The sequence below is a fragment of the Candidatus Zixiibacteriota bacterium genome, from assembly GCA_034003725.1.
GTDB lineage: Bacteria > Zixibacteria > MSB-5A5 > GN15 > FEB-12 > WJMS01.
The window spans coordinates 1-12,373 of record JAVEYB010000016.1; the positions used below are offsets into that span (position 1 = coordinate 1).

The following is a 12,373-nucleotide window of genomic DNA, read 5'->3' on the forward strand; positions in this document are numbered from 1 at the left end:
CGGCTTCCCTGAGGATGCCGACGATCTGTGTCTCACTGAATCGTGATCGTTTCATAGAGTCCTCCTGGCTGTAATATGCCAAAAAGCTCTACTTCACGACAGTCTACTGTTTGGGGGAGTTTACGCGTGTCGCGCAGGCCCTCGTGCGCTCCCGCACTTTTCCTACCAACCCGATGGAAAAAACGGCATCGCCCCCTTATGTAGCAGGAGGAAACGATGCCGTACATATCCGACATTCATGTTTACCTGTTCCGGAGCCGTAAGTCGTTACCCGAACCTCTCGTGGGAGGGGAGGGGAAATGGGACCCCCTAAAAATGACAAAACAAACCCATTTCCGCGTAACTCGCGGGGAGTCACGCTTGTATGACGACTTTTTTGTTTCGGAGGATTACCGGATTGTCCGAATCAGGCAGTCGAACGACTATTCATCTCCGCCCCACATTTCAACTCACCTTCTGGTTGTGATCGGAGAAAAGCCACTGAGCTTCGGCCAGCGACTCGCAGTGCTCAAATACGCGCAACACCCGCGTGACCGTCAGGATCGATTCCACGTTGGTGAAATTGCACAGCACGAAGCGGCCCTCGGCCCGCGTCACCGATGTGTACCCTGCGATCAGCATGCCCAGTCCGATCGAATTGATCCGTTCGACCTTCTCCAGGTCGACAATGAAGTTCCGTTTGTTCAGCGCGAGAAACTCGTGAATCGTGCCGTGGAACATCGCCGATTCACGCGGTTCGCCCAGAATCTTGCCCGAAAGACTCAGCGTCACCACGTCGCTGGTGAGGTCAGCCGTGAATTTCATGCTACCTGTCCTCTTGTTCTGGTTTCATGCCACCGACTGACTCGCAAGACACATCCAGCCTCTGTACCGTGCCGCCGACCGGAGTGGGCCCACTCCCTGCGCCCCGGGTCGCCGTCACTGCCCCTACCGTCTAGCCTACGAAACAGGACAGTCGATGTTCATGTAAAGTTGCACCATCACTTCACAAATTCGACGGCGGACGCGTGTGAAGCGCATCCGCCGCCATGTGGAGAAGTATGAGAAACGGGATTGAGGAATTACCGTGCGTCGGGATCGGGCTCCATCATACCGAATATATTCCCTTCGGTATCTTTGAAATACGCCAGCCAGCCGACCTGGGGGATGGGCATTTTCGGCACGACAATCTCCCCGCCGGCGGCAGCCACTTTCTCCATATGACCGTCGAGATTCCGGACCCCGATCGTATTGTAGACGGAGCCGGCCGGATCGCGCCGCTTCATCATGCCGCCGTTGATCCCCGGCTGCTCCTGGTTGCCGGTCGAGATCAGCCAGTAATCGGCGGGCCCGTCCCACTTCTGAAACTGCCAGCCGAACACCCCGCTGTAAAACTTGTTGGCCCGCTCCGTGTCGTCGACATGAATCTCGAAATGAATGACTCGTGACATCGTCAGTCCTCCGTTAGTCGGTTATCCGCGGGCTGGCCCGGACCGGCGTCCCGCCCGACACCGGATATTGTACTAACTTAGTCTACGATTGACAATCACATTGGTTTCACACCGAATGCCGGGCCGTGCATTTTGCGCCGGGCCGGCGCCTCCGGGACAGGGTCCGGCACGGCTGGTTTGGGTGCGGCATGGCCGGTAAGGGTGCGGCATGGCCGGTAAGGGTCCGGCTCGGCCGGACGGGGTCCGGCACGGCCGGTAAGGGTCCGGCTCGGCCGGACGGGGTCCGGCACGGCCGGTAGGGGTCTGCCAAGGCCGCTCCGGGAAAGCGTCCTCAAGAACCGCTGTCCGGGGGCCGATATTGAACACAGGATCGTTACACCAGGAGGAATCCATCGTGAGCCCTGCAGCGACACCCTCTGAATTGAAACTCAGCCCCGAACTGGCCGAGCTCAAGGACCGTCTTGTGCAGTGGCTGGAGCTCATCCAGGCCCCGGCGTCGCCGACTACCGACGGGTGGGCCGATTATATCGAGCCGATGCGATCCGAACCGTGGTCACTGGCCGACCAAACCTTCGATTCCCTCAAACTGAACCTCTACACGGCTGAAAACCGCTATCTGATGCTGGTCCGCCCCGAGAAGAAGGCGTACAGCCTGACGGTCTACGTCCTCTCCCGGCGCCCGTTCAAGGACGAAATGCCCTTCAACGAAGATTCCTTCATCAGCGGCGGCGAGTTCTCAAAAGAGACGTTGATCGGCTGCCTGCTGGCGATTCTCGAGCGCGAACTGATTGCCCGCGTGTAATCCTCTGGTTCCTATTGCGTTGCCGGAATCACGCCTTTGTCCTTGCGCATCGCGCCCCTCTTGCGTTACCGTAATCGGGCTTGAACCGCAGGATGGAGGTTTGCACACATGGCCAAACGCGTGCTCATGATGCTGGCCGAGGGGTTCGAAGATATAGAGGCGATTGCGCCGATCGATGTTCTCACCCGATGCGGCGTGGAGGTCACGGTCGCGTCGCTGCGCACCGGCCCGGTACCGGCGGCATACGGAACGACCATCATGCCCGACACCGAGATATCCAAAACCGACCGCGGTCTGTATGACGGCATCATCATGCCCGGCGGTACGAAAAACGCCGTTGCCCTCGCCGCCGACACCCGCGTGATCGAACTGGTACGCAGACACCACGATGCCGCCAGACTGGTCGGCGCAATCTGCGCCTCACCGTCCCACGTCCTGGGCGAAGCAGCCGGCATTCTCAAAGGAATCAAGGCGACCGGCGATCCGGGATTCAACGCGCGGTTGGCCGCCGCCGGCGCAGTTGTCCAACCGGTTCCGGTCGTCGTTGACGGTCATATCATCACCGGCAGGGGGCCGGGCGCAGCCCTTCTCTGGGGACTGATGCTGGCCGAGTACTTGGAGGGAAAGAAGGTCGCCGACTCATGGGCGACCCGGTGGCAGATCAGCCGGTCGTGAAACACCGCCCCGGCGAGATACTTGTTGCGCCCGTACCGCCAAGCGTACATACTCACTCCAATTGAGCTTGAGGCTGGGCCGCGACCTGCCGATTAGTCGGAGTATGCTCATCAACCTGACAGCCGAGGCGTCTGATGTCGCTGCACGTTTGCATTTTCGAAGATGAAGCCTATGCCCGGTTTCACCCGTTAACGCACCTCAGGCCGGTCTATCTGCTCCGGGCAGGCATCGTACCGCTCTTCCAGCGTATCGAACGAATGTTCGCAGGATCTACGGTGAGCCTGCTGTGCCGCGATCAACTTGCACCCCTGCTGGCGGAACAGGTTCGCGACTATCCGATCAATATCATCAAGCGGCCTCCTTCCGGGGGAAAGGTGCTGTTCATCAACGGGCGTGTTCGAGATTTCGGTGACCTGCCGAACCTCGTCAGGCAAAGCCGACTGTCTACGGTATTCAAAAACGGCGGAGAATGCGCAGGGCTGTTGCTCGACGCAGAGACGCTGGAGTCGGCCCCCACTATCGGCACGTTGACCGAGTACGTCGCGATCTTCCAGCGCGAGAAAGAGCAGATCGCCGTTTTCGATACCACTGCCACACTGTACAGTCACCTGTGGGATATCATGGCGGATATCGAAAAAGAAGTCAGCGCGGACTTCGCCGCGATTCGTCCCGGCCTGCCGAAACCTTCCAATGTCACGGTCCATAGCGGGGCCTATGTCGTGGAAAAGGAGCAGGTCCACCTCGGAGACGGCGTCTCGGTGATGCCGGGTGCGGTTATCGATGCCTCGCATGGGCCCGTGTTCATCGGCGGGAACACGAGAATCGAGTCTCACGCGGCCGTCTACGGACCGACGTTTATCGGTCCGAACTGTGTTGTCGCGGCGGGTAAACTCAGTGGATGTTCAATCGGGCACACGTGTCGAATCGGGGGAGAGATTGAGGAATCGGTCTTTCACGCGTATGTGAACAAGTATCACGCCGGCTTCATCGGTCACAGCTACGTGGGTCCATGGGTGAATTTCGGCGCGATGACCACCAATTCGGATCTCAAGAACAATTACTCGACGATCAGGTGCACGGTGAACGGCGAGTCGATAGACACCGGTTCCATCAAGGTGGGTTCGTTTATCGGCGACCACACCAAGACCGGTATCGGCACGCTGTTGAACACCGGGATAACAATCGGCGTATGCTGCAACTTATTCGGCGGCACATTGATCACGGACAAGGAAGTGGGGTCGTTCAGCTGGGGGAATTCGGAGAAATACGACACCTATCAGTTTGATAAGGCCATGGATACTGCCCGGCGCACCGCACGACGGCGCGGGGTTGAACTCAGCGAACGAGAACACGCGCTATTGAAAAGCGTCTTCGACAAATCGGAGTCGAGTGACGGTGTATTCGTACTTGTGTGACGGCCGCGATTGTACGTTGACACAATCGCTGGTTGACACAGCCGGCGATCCCCTGTATTTTTGAAGCTTATTCGACAGGAACACTGCATGCCCGAACTGCGCAAAGATCCTATTATCGGCCGCTGGGTGATCATCTCCACGGAGCGTGGGCGTCGGCCGTCGGCATTTCAATCCGTCTCGCACCCTCTGGAAGCGGCACAGTGCCCGTTCTGTCCCGGCAATGAATCGGCGACGCCGCCCGAGGTGCGCGCGTATCGCGCTCCCAACTCCGAGCCCAACCGGCCCGGATGGACTCTCCGCGTCATTTCCAACAAATACCCGGCGTTAATGATAGAGGGAACGCTGAACCGGGCGCCGGACGGCATATACGACCGCATGAACGGGATCGGCGCGCACGAAGTGATCATCGAAACCCCCGTACACGATCAGGATATGGCATCGATGAGCGTGCAGCAGATCCGCGACGTCCTGTGGGTGTACCGCGAACGAATGACCGACCTGCAGCGCGATACCAGATTCGAGTACATTCTCATATTCAAGAATCACGGCCAGGCCGCGGGGGCGTCGCTCGAACACGCCCACAGCCAGCTGATCGCGACGCCGATCGTGCCGAAGCGCGTTCACGAAGAGCTGAAGGGGGCCCGGAGATACTACGAGTTCCGTGAGCGGTGCATCTACTGCGACATCATCCGGCAGGAGTTGTCGCAGAAGGAGCGCCTGGTGTCCGATCATGATGCGTTCCTGGTGATTGAGCCGTTCGCATCGCGGTTTCCCTTTGAGACCTGGATTTTGCCCAAGACGCACCAGGGTCATTTCCTGAACATGGCCGACGGCGATTACGAGACGCTTGCCCGGTGTTTGAAGGATACGTTGATCAGATTGAAGATCGCGTTAAACAACCCCCCGTACAATTACATCCTGCATACGCGGCCGTGTTCCAACGAGTATCGTGGGCAGTATCACTGGCATATCGAGATTATTCCAAAACTGACGAAGGTAGCCGGATTCGAGTGGGGGACCGGGTTCTACATCAATCCGACGCCGCCGGAAGAAGCGGCGGCGTTTCTGCGCTCGATCGATGTAGCGGCGGCCGCCGCGGTCGGCAAGCACGAGTCCAAGTAGTCTCATGAGACCGATGAAAATCCTGATGGCGTCCTCCGAGGTCGCCGGCTTCGCCCGCACGGGCGGACTGGGCGACGTGCTGGCAGCGCTGCCGCGCGAGCTTGCCCGACTCGGCCATGAGGTGAAGGTTTTCCTGCCGTGGTACGGGCAGATAGACGACGATCGGGCCGGTGTGCGTACCGATACTCACGCCTTCGATATCACAGTGGGCGGGAGTTCGTGTGAGGTGACGGTCGGGCGTCACGCCGAGCCTCGGCTGAGACTGGAAACGCTGCTGGTCGGCAACGACGATTTGTTCGGCCGCCCGTCGCTGTACGTTGACCCGGCCACGGGCGCCGAGTACGCGGACAACGATCTGCGATTCGCGTTTTTCTCGCGAGCAGTGATCGACACCTGTCGCAGGATGAACTGGAAGCCGGATATCGTACACGTGCACGATTGGCAGGCTGCGATGATACCGGTGTATCTTCGGACTCTCTTTCGCGATGACCCGTTCTGGATCGGAATTCCAACCGTCCTCACCATCCACAACCTCGGGTATCAGGGCTTGTTCGACGGCGATCGGTTTGCCTTGCTGGAGCTTCCCGCCGAGTTGATGTACTCGATGACCGGTGCGATGGAGTTCTACGGCGGCGTGAACTTTCTTAAGGGCGGTATCTCGATGTCGGATCGCATTACCACGGTTTCGGAGCGGTATGCGACGGAGATTCAGTCTTCGGATGAATTCGGACACGGACTCGAGGGTGTGCTTCGCCAGCGAAGCGCCGATCTTGTGGGTATCCTGAATGGGGTTGACTACACCGTTTGGTCACCGTCGCGCGACAAGGAGATACCCTATCGTTACCATGCGGCCAATTTGTCGGGCAAGCGCATGACGAAGGTTGAGTTGCTCAACCGCGCCGCCATGCCGCACCGGGAGCACGCGCCGTTGATCGGCATGGTAACGCGACTGGCCGACCAGAAGGGCATGGACCTCGTGGAGGAAGCGTCGGAGCGGCTGATGGCGATGGATATCCAGCTGGTCGTATTGGGAACGGGAGACAAGAAGTACCACCAATTCCTGACGGATCTTCAGCGACGATACCCGGACAGGTGCAAGGCCTGGCTGACCTTTGACAATCAGCTGTCACATCATATCGAAGCCGCGGCGGACATTTTCCTCATGCCGTCGCGCTACGAGCCCTGTGGATTGAACCAGATGTACTCACTGAAGTACGGGACGGTCCCCGTAGTGCGGCGTGTCGGCGGACTGGCAGACACGGTGCAGGACTTCGACGAATCGACAGGGAAGGGGACCGGATTCCTTTTCGACGAATATACGGCCGATGCCATGATGGCGGTGCTGTCGCGTGCGGTCAGTCTCTATCCCCGGCGTCGGCTCTGGACCCGCTTGATGAAAAACGGTATGCGACAGGATTTTTCGTGGAAACGATCTGCCGCGAAGTACGAACAGCTGTTCGTCGAGGTGGCAATTCGCCAGGCACTTCCCGACTCTTCCCGGTCAGCTACCTGATCGAAGCGCCGGCGAGACCGGCGACCCGCTCACTCGACTCTCCGATCGGGCCAGTACCGCCCGCAGAGTCCGGACGATTTCCGCATTCTTGAACGGTTTCGTGCAGTAGGCATCGGCGCCGGCCGCGATGCAGTCCTTGGGGGAGAAGCGGCCGGAGTAACCGGTGATAATGATCACCGGGATGTGGGGGAAACGCTCTTTCACTTCGACGAGCAGCCCGAAGCTGTTTCGCCCCGGCATCAGCATGTCGCTCACGACGGCATGGACGCGTGTAGACTCCAGGTACTGAATAGCCTGGTCCACCGACGTTGCGGTGATTACCCCGAAGCGCTCGCGCTGCAATGACTGCTCGAGGATGTCGAGAATCATGACCTCATCATCGACCACCAGCACGGTTCTACTTCCCACGGCAATCGCCTGATGCACACGGTCTCGAAAGTCATCGATACTGATTGACGGGGTGATGGCGGAGGTGGCTCCGGCCTGCATGGCTGCAAAGGTGTCACGGGACTCGCACGAACGGCAGAGCGCGATCAGCGGTATGAACATCAGACGCGGATTGCGTGGAGTACTGGTCAGGAGAGTACGAAAACCATCCTGGGGAAGCTTTGCGCAGACGAAACAGGACTCGATATCGTTGTGTGTGTTCTCATTGAGTTCCTTCAGCGCCTGCTTCTCGCTGCAAGCAAAAACGACCTTATATCCGCAGGATTCACGATGACTCGGGATGAGTCCTGCTTCTTCCCTGGCCGTGATGACAATCTGGGCCGTATTGGGTTTGTCGTGCGCAGTGTCCTGCTTGAGCCAACCTGGTTGTCTTGTGTCCCCGTGGTGTGACTGATGACCTATTATGTTTCTGGAACGGGCTTGCTCCTGGGCGTCGGGAGCTGTTTTCGGCTGCTGTTTTTCAGGACGGCCCTGAGCGCGGCTGTCAGCTCCGTGTTCTTGAATGGCTTCGTGAAGTACCCGTCGGCGCCTGCAGCAATCAGATCCGCCGGCTTGTATTTGCCCGCATGTCCCGTGATCAGGATTACGGGTATGTCGTGGTGCTGCTCCTTGATGGCCACCAGAAGGTCGAGGCCGTTCATAGACGGCATCAGGATATCGGACACCACGGCGTCGACCCGCCGTTCCTCCAGCGCCGCGAGCGCCTCTTTTCCGTTGGCGGCCGTAACCACGCGAAATCGTTCGAGTCTGAGCAGGGACGCGAGGATGTCGCGAATTACGTCTTCATCGTCCACCACGAGGACCATCGGTTTACCGGCAGCCAGGGCCTGCTCAAGTTTGTCCCTGAGGGTACCATCATCGGTCGGCAACTTCAACACAGCGGTGGCAGCCTGATTCAGGCAGGAAGTGACAGTAGAGACGTCGCAGTCCTCACAGGTCATTATCACGGGGATGCGCTGAAGCCGAGGGTTCAGACGCGTGGCTTTGAGCAACTCCGGGCCCTGGTCCTGGGGGAGCTGCATATCGGCAAACAGGACGTCAATATCCGGGTCGGTTTCCAGCAGCCGGGCCGCGGCCCGAGCGTTGGGGGCAACGGCCACCTCACACCCAAGTCGCACCAGGGCGGAGCCGAGTTCCTTCTGACCGTCGGGTTCCCGGTGCACTACGAGGGCCTTGACTTTGCTGTGGAGGTCCTGGTCCATTGTCGTGATTTTGTGTCGTTATTGTCCGCGACGCTCTGTCTAGACTGATATCGGACTCTGACCCCGATCTATTAACGGTCTGAACCAAGCCCGGCAGAGGGTGAGCCACGGTTCATCGCCGTAAGCACTTGATTCGATTAAATTTGCGTCAAAGCTATTGACAACCAATACGGCCCGCATATATTATATCCACCTGTCGAGGCAGGGGATGGATAAGCGGGAATAGCTCAGTTGGTAGAGCACCACCTTGCCAAGGTGGCTGTCGCGAGTTCGAGTCTCGTTTCCCGCTTTTTTCTTTTGGGGCGCCATAGCCAAGTGGTAAGGCAGGGGTCTGCAAAACCCTTATTCCCCGGTTCGAATCCGGGTGGCGCCTTTTTTGTACACTTGTCGACGAGCGCTTCTAATCCCCCTCATCCGACCCTCAATCCAACGATGCAAATTGTCTTGACAATATAGGTCATGTTTATCTATGCTCCGGTTTCGCTGCCGGCTTGCCCGGCAGCCCGAGGCATTGCGCATCTTGCGGCTACCTCGGAAATGCACACCAATGACGAGGCGCAGTCGAGCTTCCTGACTGACGTGACGATCCGAAAGAGGTCCCATCATTCGAAGAGTATTTCATGCCTTGAACTGGGTTTTCGTGGCCCTGACCGCGGTTGGCGGATTGGTCTTATTGTTCTGGATGATCTCTTCATTGGCAAACTGAGGCTGATGCCGCAAACCGCTGTGATCCGGGTGGGTAAAATCTTACGTTCGAGTACGGATTTATCCGTGCAACCTCATGTATTTTTTTCGGTTACACCACATCAAGACTACATTTGTGCTTGTCGATCCGTATAATCAGTGTATATTGGCGCCATTGCGAAATGACCATGAGGTCCGCGTTATTGTTTAGCTTGGAGGATTTCTGTTATGGCTATGAAGATCACCGATGAATGCACCGCGTGCGGCCTGTGCCTGCCGGAATGCCCGACGGAGTCTATCTCTGAGGGCGACATCTACGTGATCAATCCGGACACGTGCAACGAGTGCGAGGATCAGGACGACGGACCACACTGCGTTGCCGTCTGCCCGGTCGACTGCATCGAGAAGGCTTAACCCTGCCGTTTCGCTAAAACACCAAAGCCGCCCGCCGGGCGGCTTTTTTATTACCAAGCAAACTGTCAGCGGCACGAGACAATAAAAGAGGGCGCTCGTCTGGTTGGGTAGAGGGGGCTAGGAAACTACCCAGGGACAGCAGAGAGACACCCTCGTGTCTCAGAAACGTAGAAGCTGTGACTATATTTGTCAAGCGCTTTTGTCGCGGCCGACCGGAAGCTAATCAATACCGCACGATCTTCACAGGAATTGTCAGATAGACTGAGTCCCCATCCGAGGGAATGATCTGCAGGCGCAGGTTGCTGTAATAGGTGCCGCCGCGAAGTCCGGGTCGAGGCACAATTTCGGCGGCGACACTTTCGCCCTTGCGCGCGCGCGGGCGGGTGACCTTGACGTCATAGAGCGTGTCTACCTGACCGGCGAGCGCAATCTCGATTCGATCGAACTTCACGTTCGGGATGACGATCTCCTTCCGCTTGTGGGGGGGCAGAAAGAACACCGCGTATGGGTCGGGCTTGATGCCGTTCAGCCATTGCCCGACAACGGAAAGATAGAACAAGTTGATTTTGGGGTGCTTGGGATCCGAGGTGTATACCGTCAGCTGCTTGTTGTTTGGTCCGAAGAAGTTTGTGGTCGTGAACGAGAGGCGTACGGTGGTCGTATCGCCGGGCTGCAACAGCGAATCGATGGCGAACGCCTGTGAGCAGTCGCAGTTGACCCGGACGGAGTCGATACTCACGGGATCGGGTCCCGTGTTGTACAACGTGTAGGTGGCAATGACGGTGAAGTCGAGCGCCACGTGACCGAAGTCGTATGACAGGTCGGTGTACTCGATACCCGCCAGGGACGGGCGGCTGATCGCAAGGGTAACAACGGTCATTCCGACCAGAATCAGGCGCTTCACGATTCAATTCCTTCGGCTGTCGGTAAATAGCCGTGCTGTTTCATCCACGCGTCATTGTAGCACTTGCTCAGGTATCGAATACCTGCATCCGCAAAGATACCGACGATAAATGCGTCGGGTGCGACATCCTGCGCGACTCGTTCCATGGCGATCGCGACGGCCCCTGACGACCCGCCGCCGGATATGCCCTCGGTCCGGGCGATGAGGCGAGCGCGGTTGAAAGACTCCTTATCCGACACCGTGATGACTTCATCGATCGTATCCGTGTGCAGGGCCCGGGTCACGACGTCGGAGCCGATCCCTTCGACCTTATACGTGTACCCCTCAGTGACCTTTTTCGACTTGATATATTCAGTGAATATCGATCCTTCCGGGTCTACGGCGATGCAGCGGATTTTGGGGTTGTGTTCCTTCAAGAACCTTGCGGCCCCGGAGAAAGTCCCACCCGTGCCGATGCCGGCGACGAAGTGCGTAACCAGACCGTCGGTATCTTCCCAAATCTCGGGTCCGGTCGAGACGTAGTGCGATTCGACATTGTCCTGGCTGTTATACTGGTCCAAATCAAAATAGCCGTTCTCCTTCGCCAGTCGCCGTGCGACCATGTAACAGCCGTTGGGGTCGTCGTGTGATGCTTCGGTCGGCGTGACAATCACTTCGGCGCCATACGAACGGATCAGGTCGACTTTTTCCTGGCTTGTTTTCTCCGGCGTGACCAGGATGGCCTTCAATCCGAACAGTGAAGCCGCCATCGCCAGCGCCGAGCCGGTGTTGCCGGACGTATTGTCGATGACTGTGTCGCCGGGGCCGATTTGGCCGGACCGGATAGCCTTGCGAATGATGTGCATGGTCATCCGGTCCTTTATGGAACCCGTCGGATTAAAGAACTCCAGCTTGACGTAGGCCTGAACGCCGTTCGGAATGCCGGTGCGCAGCCGAACCATGGGAGTGTTACCCACCAGCTCGCCGATATTATCATGGACTCGCATTGATACCTCTCGAATAGGACCACATGTTATACAAATCAGCAGTCCAATTCAATATTTAATTGGGTGGAAATGAGGCTCTTTTAAGTTGACAAGCCGGCGTCAGCGGGTCTTATATCGAACAAAAGAGTAGACGTACAAAGCGCGCGTCAGCGGGGCCATCCCGGGCGCGTGGGAGGTGTAATGAGACTACTGATGATTCTTGCGGCCTGCGCCGTTATCGGCCTGGCCACCGGATGCTCCGACGACAAGAAAGAAGAGGCGCAGCGACTTGAGCAGGAGATGCTGGGCGGCGAACAGCAGGCCGATACCGGAGTATCGGGCGACGGTGTACCGGCCACCCGGCCCACCGATACGGCTCCGTCGGCAACAAGCCGCCCGGAGGCGATACCTCAGGAGGAATCCATGCCGGTTGGATTGCCGAGCCAGCCTGCCGGATCCGGTTATGCCGTTCAGGTTGCCAGTTGCCCCTCTTCCGATTACGCTGAGTCCCTCGTTGACCGTTACATGAAGCGGGGTTACCAGCCGTGGGTCGTGACGTACACGGCTCCCGACGGCGGCATATTCTTCCGCGTCCGACTTGGGTGGTACGGCTCGCTGTCGGAAGCCCAGCAGGTAAAACGGGAATTAGCGGATAGATACTCAGTAGACGCCTGGATCGACCATCGACTGTAAAATTGCCCCCGATTCGCGACCGAATCGGCCGGTGCAGACGCAGACGCTGCCGGCAATTCGAAACGAAAACGGCCGGACCGACACGACGTCGGTCCGGCCTTTCTTTT

Annotated in this window: 13 protein-coding genes and 2 tRNA genes; 9 read left to right on the forward strand and 6 right to left on the reverse strand. The window is 58.1% G+C overall.

What is annotated here, in order from left to right; genetic code table 11:
• Positions 1 to 444 precede the first annotated feature (444 nt).
• Both RBT76_14320 and RBT76_14325 read right to left on the reverse strand, forming a co-directional pair.
• Positions 445 to 804: an STAS domain-containing protein gene (locus RBT76_14320; GenBank protein MDX9858959.1), complete on the reverse strand. Its 360-nt coding sequence runs from the start codon at positions 802 to 804 to the stop codon at positions 445 to 447.
• A 257-nt stretch (positions 805 to 1,061) separates the two neighbouring features.
• Positions 1,062 to 1,430 carry a VOC family protein gene (locus tag RBT76_14325; GenBank protein MDX9858960.1) on the reverse strand — a complete coding sequence of 123 codons (369 nt, stop codon included), beginning with the start codon at positions 1,428 to 1,430 and terminating at the stop codon, positions 1,062 to 1,064.
• Positions 1,431 to 1,824: 394 nt separating this feature from the next.
• On the opposite strand from RBT76_14325, the gene RBT76_14330 reads away from it, so the two are divergent.
• The 5 genes from RBT76_14330 (at position 1,825) to glgA (ending at position 6,957) form a co-directional block, all read left to right on the forward strand.
• Positions 1,825 to 2,232 (forward strand): hypothetical protein, encoded by a 408-nt coding sequence (locus RBT76_14330; protein ID MDX9858961.1) that lies wholly within the window; start codon positions 1,825 to 1,827, stop codon positions 2,230 to 2,232.
• A gap of 108 nt (positions 2,233 to 2,340) precedes the next feature.
• Positions 2,341 to 2,907 carry a DJ-1/PfpI family protein gene (locus tag RBT76_14335; GenBank protein MDX9858962.1) on the forward strand — a complete coding sequence of 189 codons (567 nt, stop codon included), beginning with the start codon at positions 2,341 to 2,343 and terminating at the stop codon, positions 2,905 to 2,907.
• 134 nt (positions 2,908 to 3,041) lie between these two features.
• Positions 3,042 to 4,322, forward strand: a complete 1,281-nt coding sequence (locus tag RBT76_14340; protein ID MDX9858963.1) for a putative sugar nucleotidyl transferase — start codon at positions 3,042 to 3,044, stop codon at positions 4,320 to 4,322.
• 87 nt (positions 4,323 to 4,409) lie between these two features.
• On the forward strand, positions 4,410 to 5,444 hold the full coding sequence (galT, locus tag RBT76_14345; GenBank protein MDX9858964.1) for a galactose-1-phosphate uridylyltransferase: 1,035 nt from the start codon (positions 4,410 to 4,412) through the stop codon (positions 5,442 to 5,444).
• Between the two features lie 4 nt (positions 5,445 to 5,448).
• Positions 5,449 to 6,957, forward strand: a complete 1,509-nt coding sequence (gene glgA, locus RBT76_14350) for a glycogen synthase GlgA (protein MDX9858965.1) — start codon at positions 5,449 to 5,451, stop codon at positions 6,955 to 6,957.
• Here the strand turns inward: glgA and RBT76_14355 are convergent.
• Both RBT76_14355 and RBT76_14360 read right to left on the reverse strand, forming a co-directional pair.
• Complete coding sequence (locus RBT76_14355) at positions 6,946 to 7,506, reverse strand: response regulator (GenBank protein ID MDX9858966.1); 561 nt, start codon at positions 7,504 to 7,506, stop codon at positions 6,946 to 6,948. The genes glgA and RBT76_14355 overlap by 12 nt on opposite strands.
• 299 nt (positions 7,507 to 7,805) lie before the next feature.
• A complete protein-coding gene (locus RBT76_14360; GenBank protein MDX9858967.1) occupies positions 7,806 to 8,606 on the reverse strand; it encodes a response regulator in 801 nt (266 codons plus the stop codon).
• Positions 8,607 to 8,822: 216 nt separating this feature from the next.
• Here RBT76_14360 and RBT76_14365 point away from each other — a divergent pair.
• The 3 genes from RBT76_14365 (at position 8,823) to RBT76_14375 (ending at position 9,704) form a co-directional block, all read left to right on the forward strand.
• Positions 8,823 to 8,895 (forward strand) — tRNA-Gly (locus RBT76_14365).
• A gap of 12 nt (positions 8,896 to 8,907) precedes the next feature.
• Positions 8,908 to 8,979 (forward strand) — tRNA-Cys (locus tag RBT76_14370).
• A gap of 539 nt (positions 8,980 to 9,518) precedes the next feature.
• Positions 9,519 to 9,704 carry a 4Fe-4S binding protein gene (locus RBT76_14375; protein MDX9858968.1) on the forward strand — a complete coding sequence of 62 codons (186 nt, stop codon included), beginning with the start codon at positions 9,519 to 9,521 and terminating at the stop codon, positions 9,702 to 9,704.
• A gap of 223 nt (positions 9,705 to 9,927) precedes the next feature.
• Here the strand turns inward: RBT76_14375 and RBT76_14380 are convergent, their stop codons facing one another.
• Positions 9,928 to 10,608 (reverse strand): DUF1573 domain-containing protein, encoded by a 681-nt coding sequence (locus tag RBT76_14380; GenBank protein MDX9858969.1) that lies wholly within the window; start codon positions 10,606 to 10,608, stop codon positions 9,928 to 9,930.
• Entirely contained in the window at positions 10,605 to 11,594 is a 990-nt protein-coding gene (locus RBT76_14385) for a cysteine synthase family protein (GenBank protein ID MDX9858970.1), read from the reverse strand. The genes RBT76_14380 and RBT76_14385 overlap by 4 nt, the downstream gene beginning before the upstream one ends.
• 180 nt (positions 11,595 to 11,774) lie before the next feature.
• On the opposite strand from RBT76_14385, the gene RBT76_14390 reads away from it, so the two are divergent.
• Positions 11,775 to 12,266, forward strand: coding sequence for an SPOR domain-containing protein (locus RBT76_14390; GenBank protein MDX9858971.1), 492 nt, complete (start codon positions 11,775 to 11,777; stop codon positions 12,264 to 12,266).
• Positions 12,267 to 12,373: the final 107 nt, after the last annotated feature.

Excerpts from the sequence above, each read along its gene's own strand:
- RBT76_14320 (MDX9858959.1), bottom strand. The coding sequence starts at position 804 with ATGAAATTCACGGCTGACCTCACCAGCGACGTGGTGACGCTGAGTCTT.
- RBT76_14325 (MDX9858960.1), bottom strand. The coding sequence starts at position 1,430 with ATGTCACGAGTCATTCATTTCGAGATTCATGTCGACGACACGGAGCGG.
- RBT76_14335 (MDX9858962.1), top strand. The coding sequence starts at position 2,341 with ATGGCCAAACGCGTGCTCATGATGCTGGCCGAGGGGTTCGAAGATATA.
- RBT76_14340 (MDX9858963.1), top strand. The coding sequence starts at position 3,042 with ATGTCGCTGCACGTTTGCATTTTCGAAGATGAAGCCTATGCCCGGTTT.
- galT (MDX9858964.1), top strand. The coding sequence starts at position 4,410 with ATGCCCGAACTGCGCAAAGATCCTATTATCGGCCGCTGGGTGATCATC.
- glgA (MDX9858965.1), top strand. The coding sequence starts at position 5,449 with ATGAGACCGATGAAAATCCTGATGGCGTCCTCCGAGGTCGCCGGCTTC.
- RBT76_14355 (MDX9858966.1), bottom strand. The coding sequence starts at position 7,506 with ATGTTCATACCGCTGATCGCGCTCTGCCGTTCGTGCGAGTCCCGTGAC.
- RBT76_14360 (MDX9858967.1), bottom strand. The coding sequence starts at position 8,606 with ATGGACCAGGACCTCCACAGCAAAGTCAAGGCCCTCGTAGTGCACCGG.
- RBT76_14375 (MDX9858968.1), top strand. The coding sequence starts at position 9,519 with ATGGCTATGAAGATCACCGATGAATGCACCGCGTGCGGCCTGTGCCTG.
- RBT76_14385 (MDX9858970.1), bottom strand. The coding sequence starts at position 11,594 with ATGCGAGTCCATGATAATATCGGCGAGCTGGTGGGTAACACTCCCATG.
- RBT76_14390 (MDX9858971.1), top strand. The coding sequence starts at position 11,775 with ATGAGACTACTGATGATTCTTGCGGCCTGCGCCGTTATCGGCCTGGCC.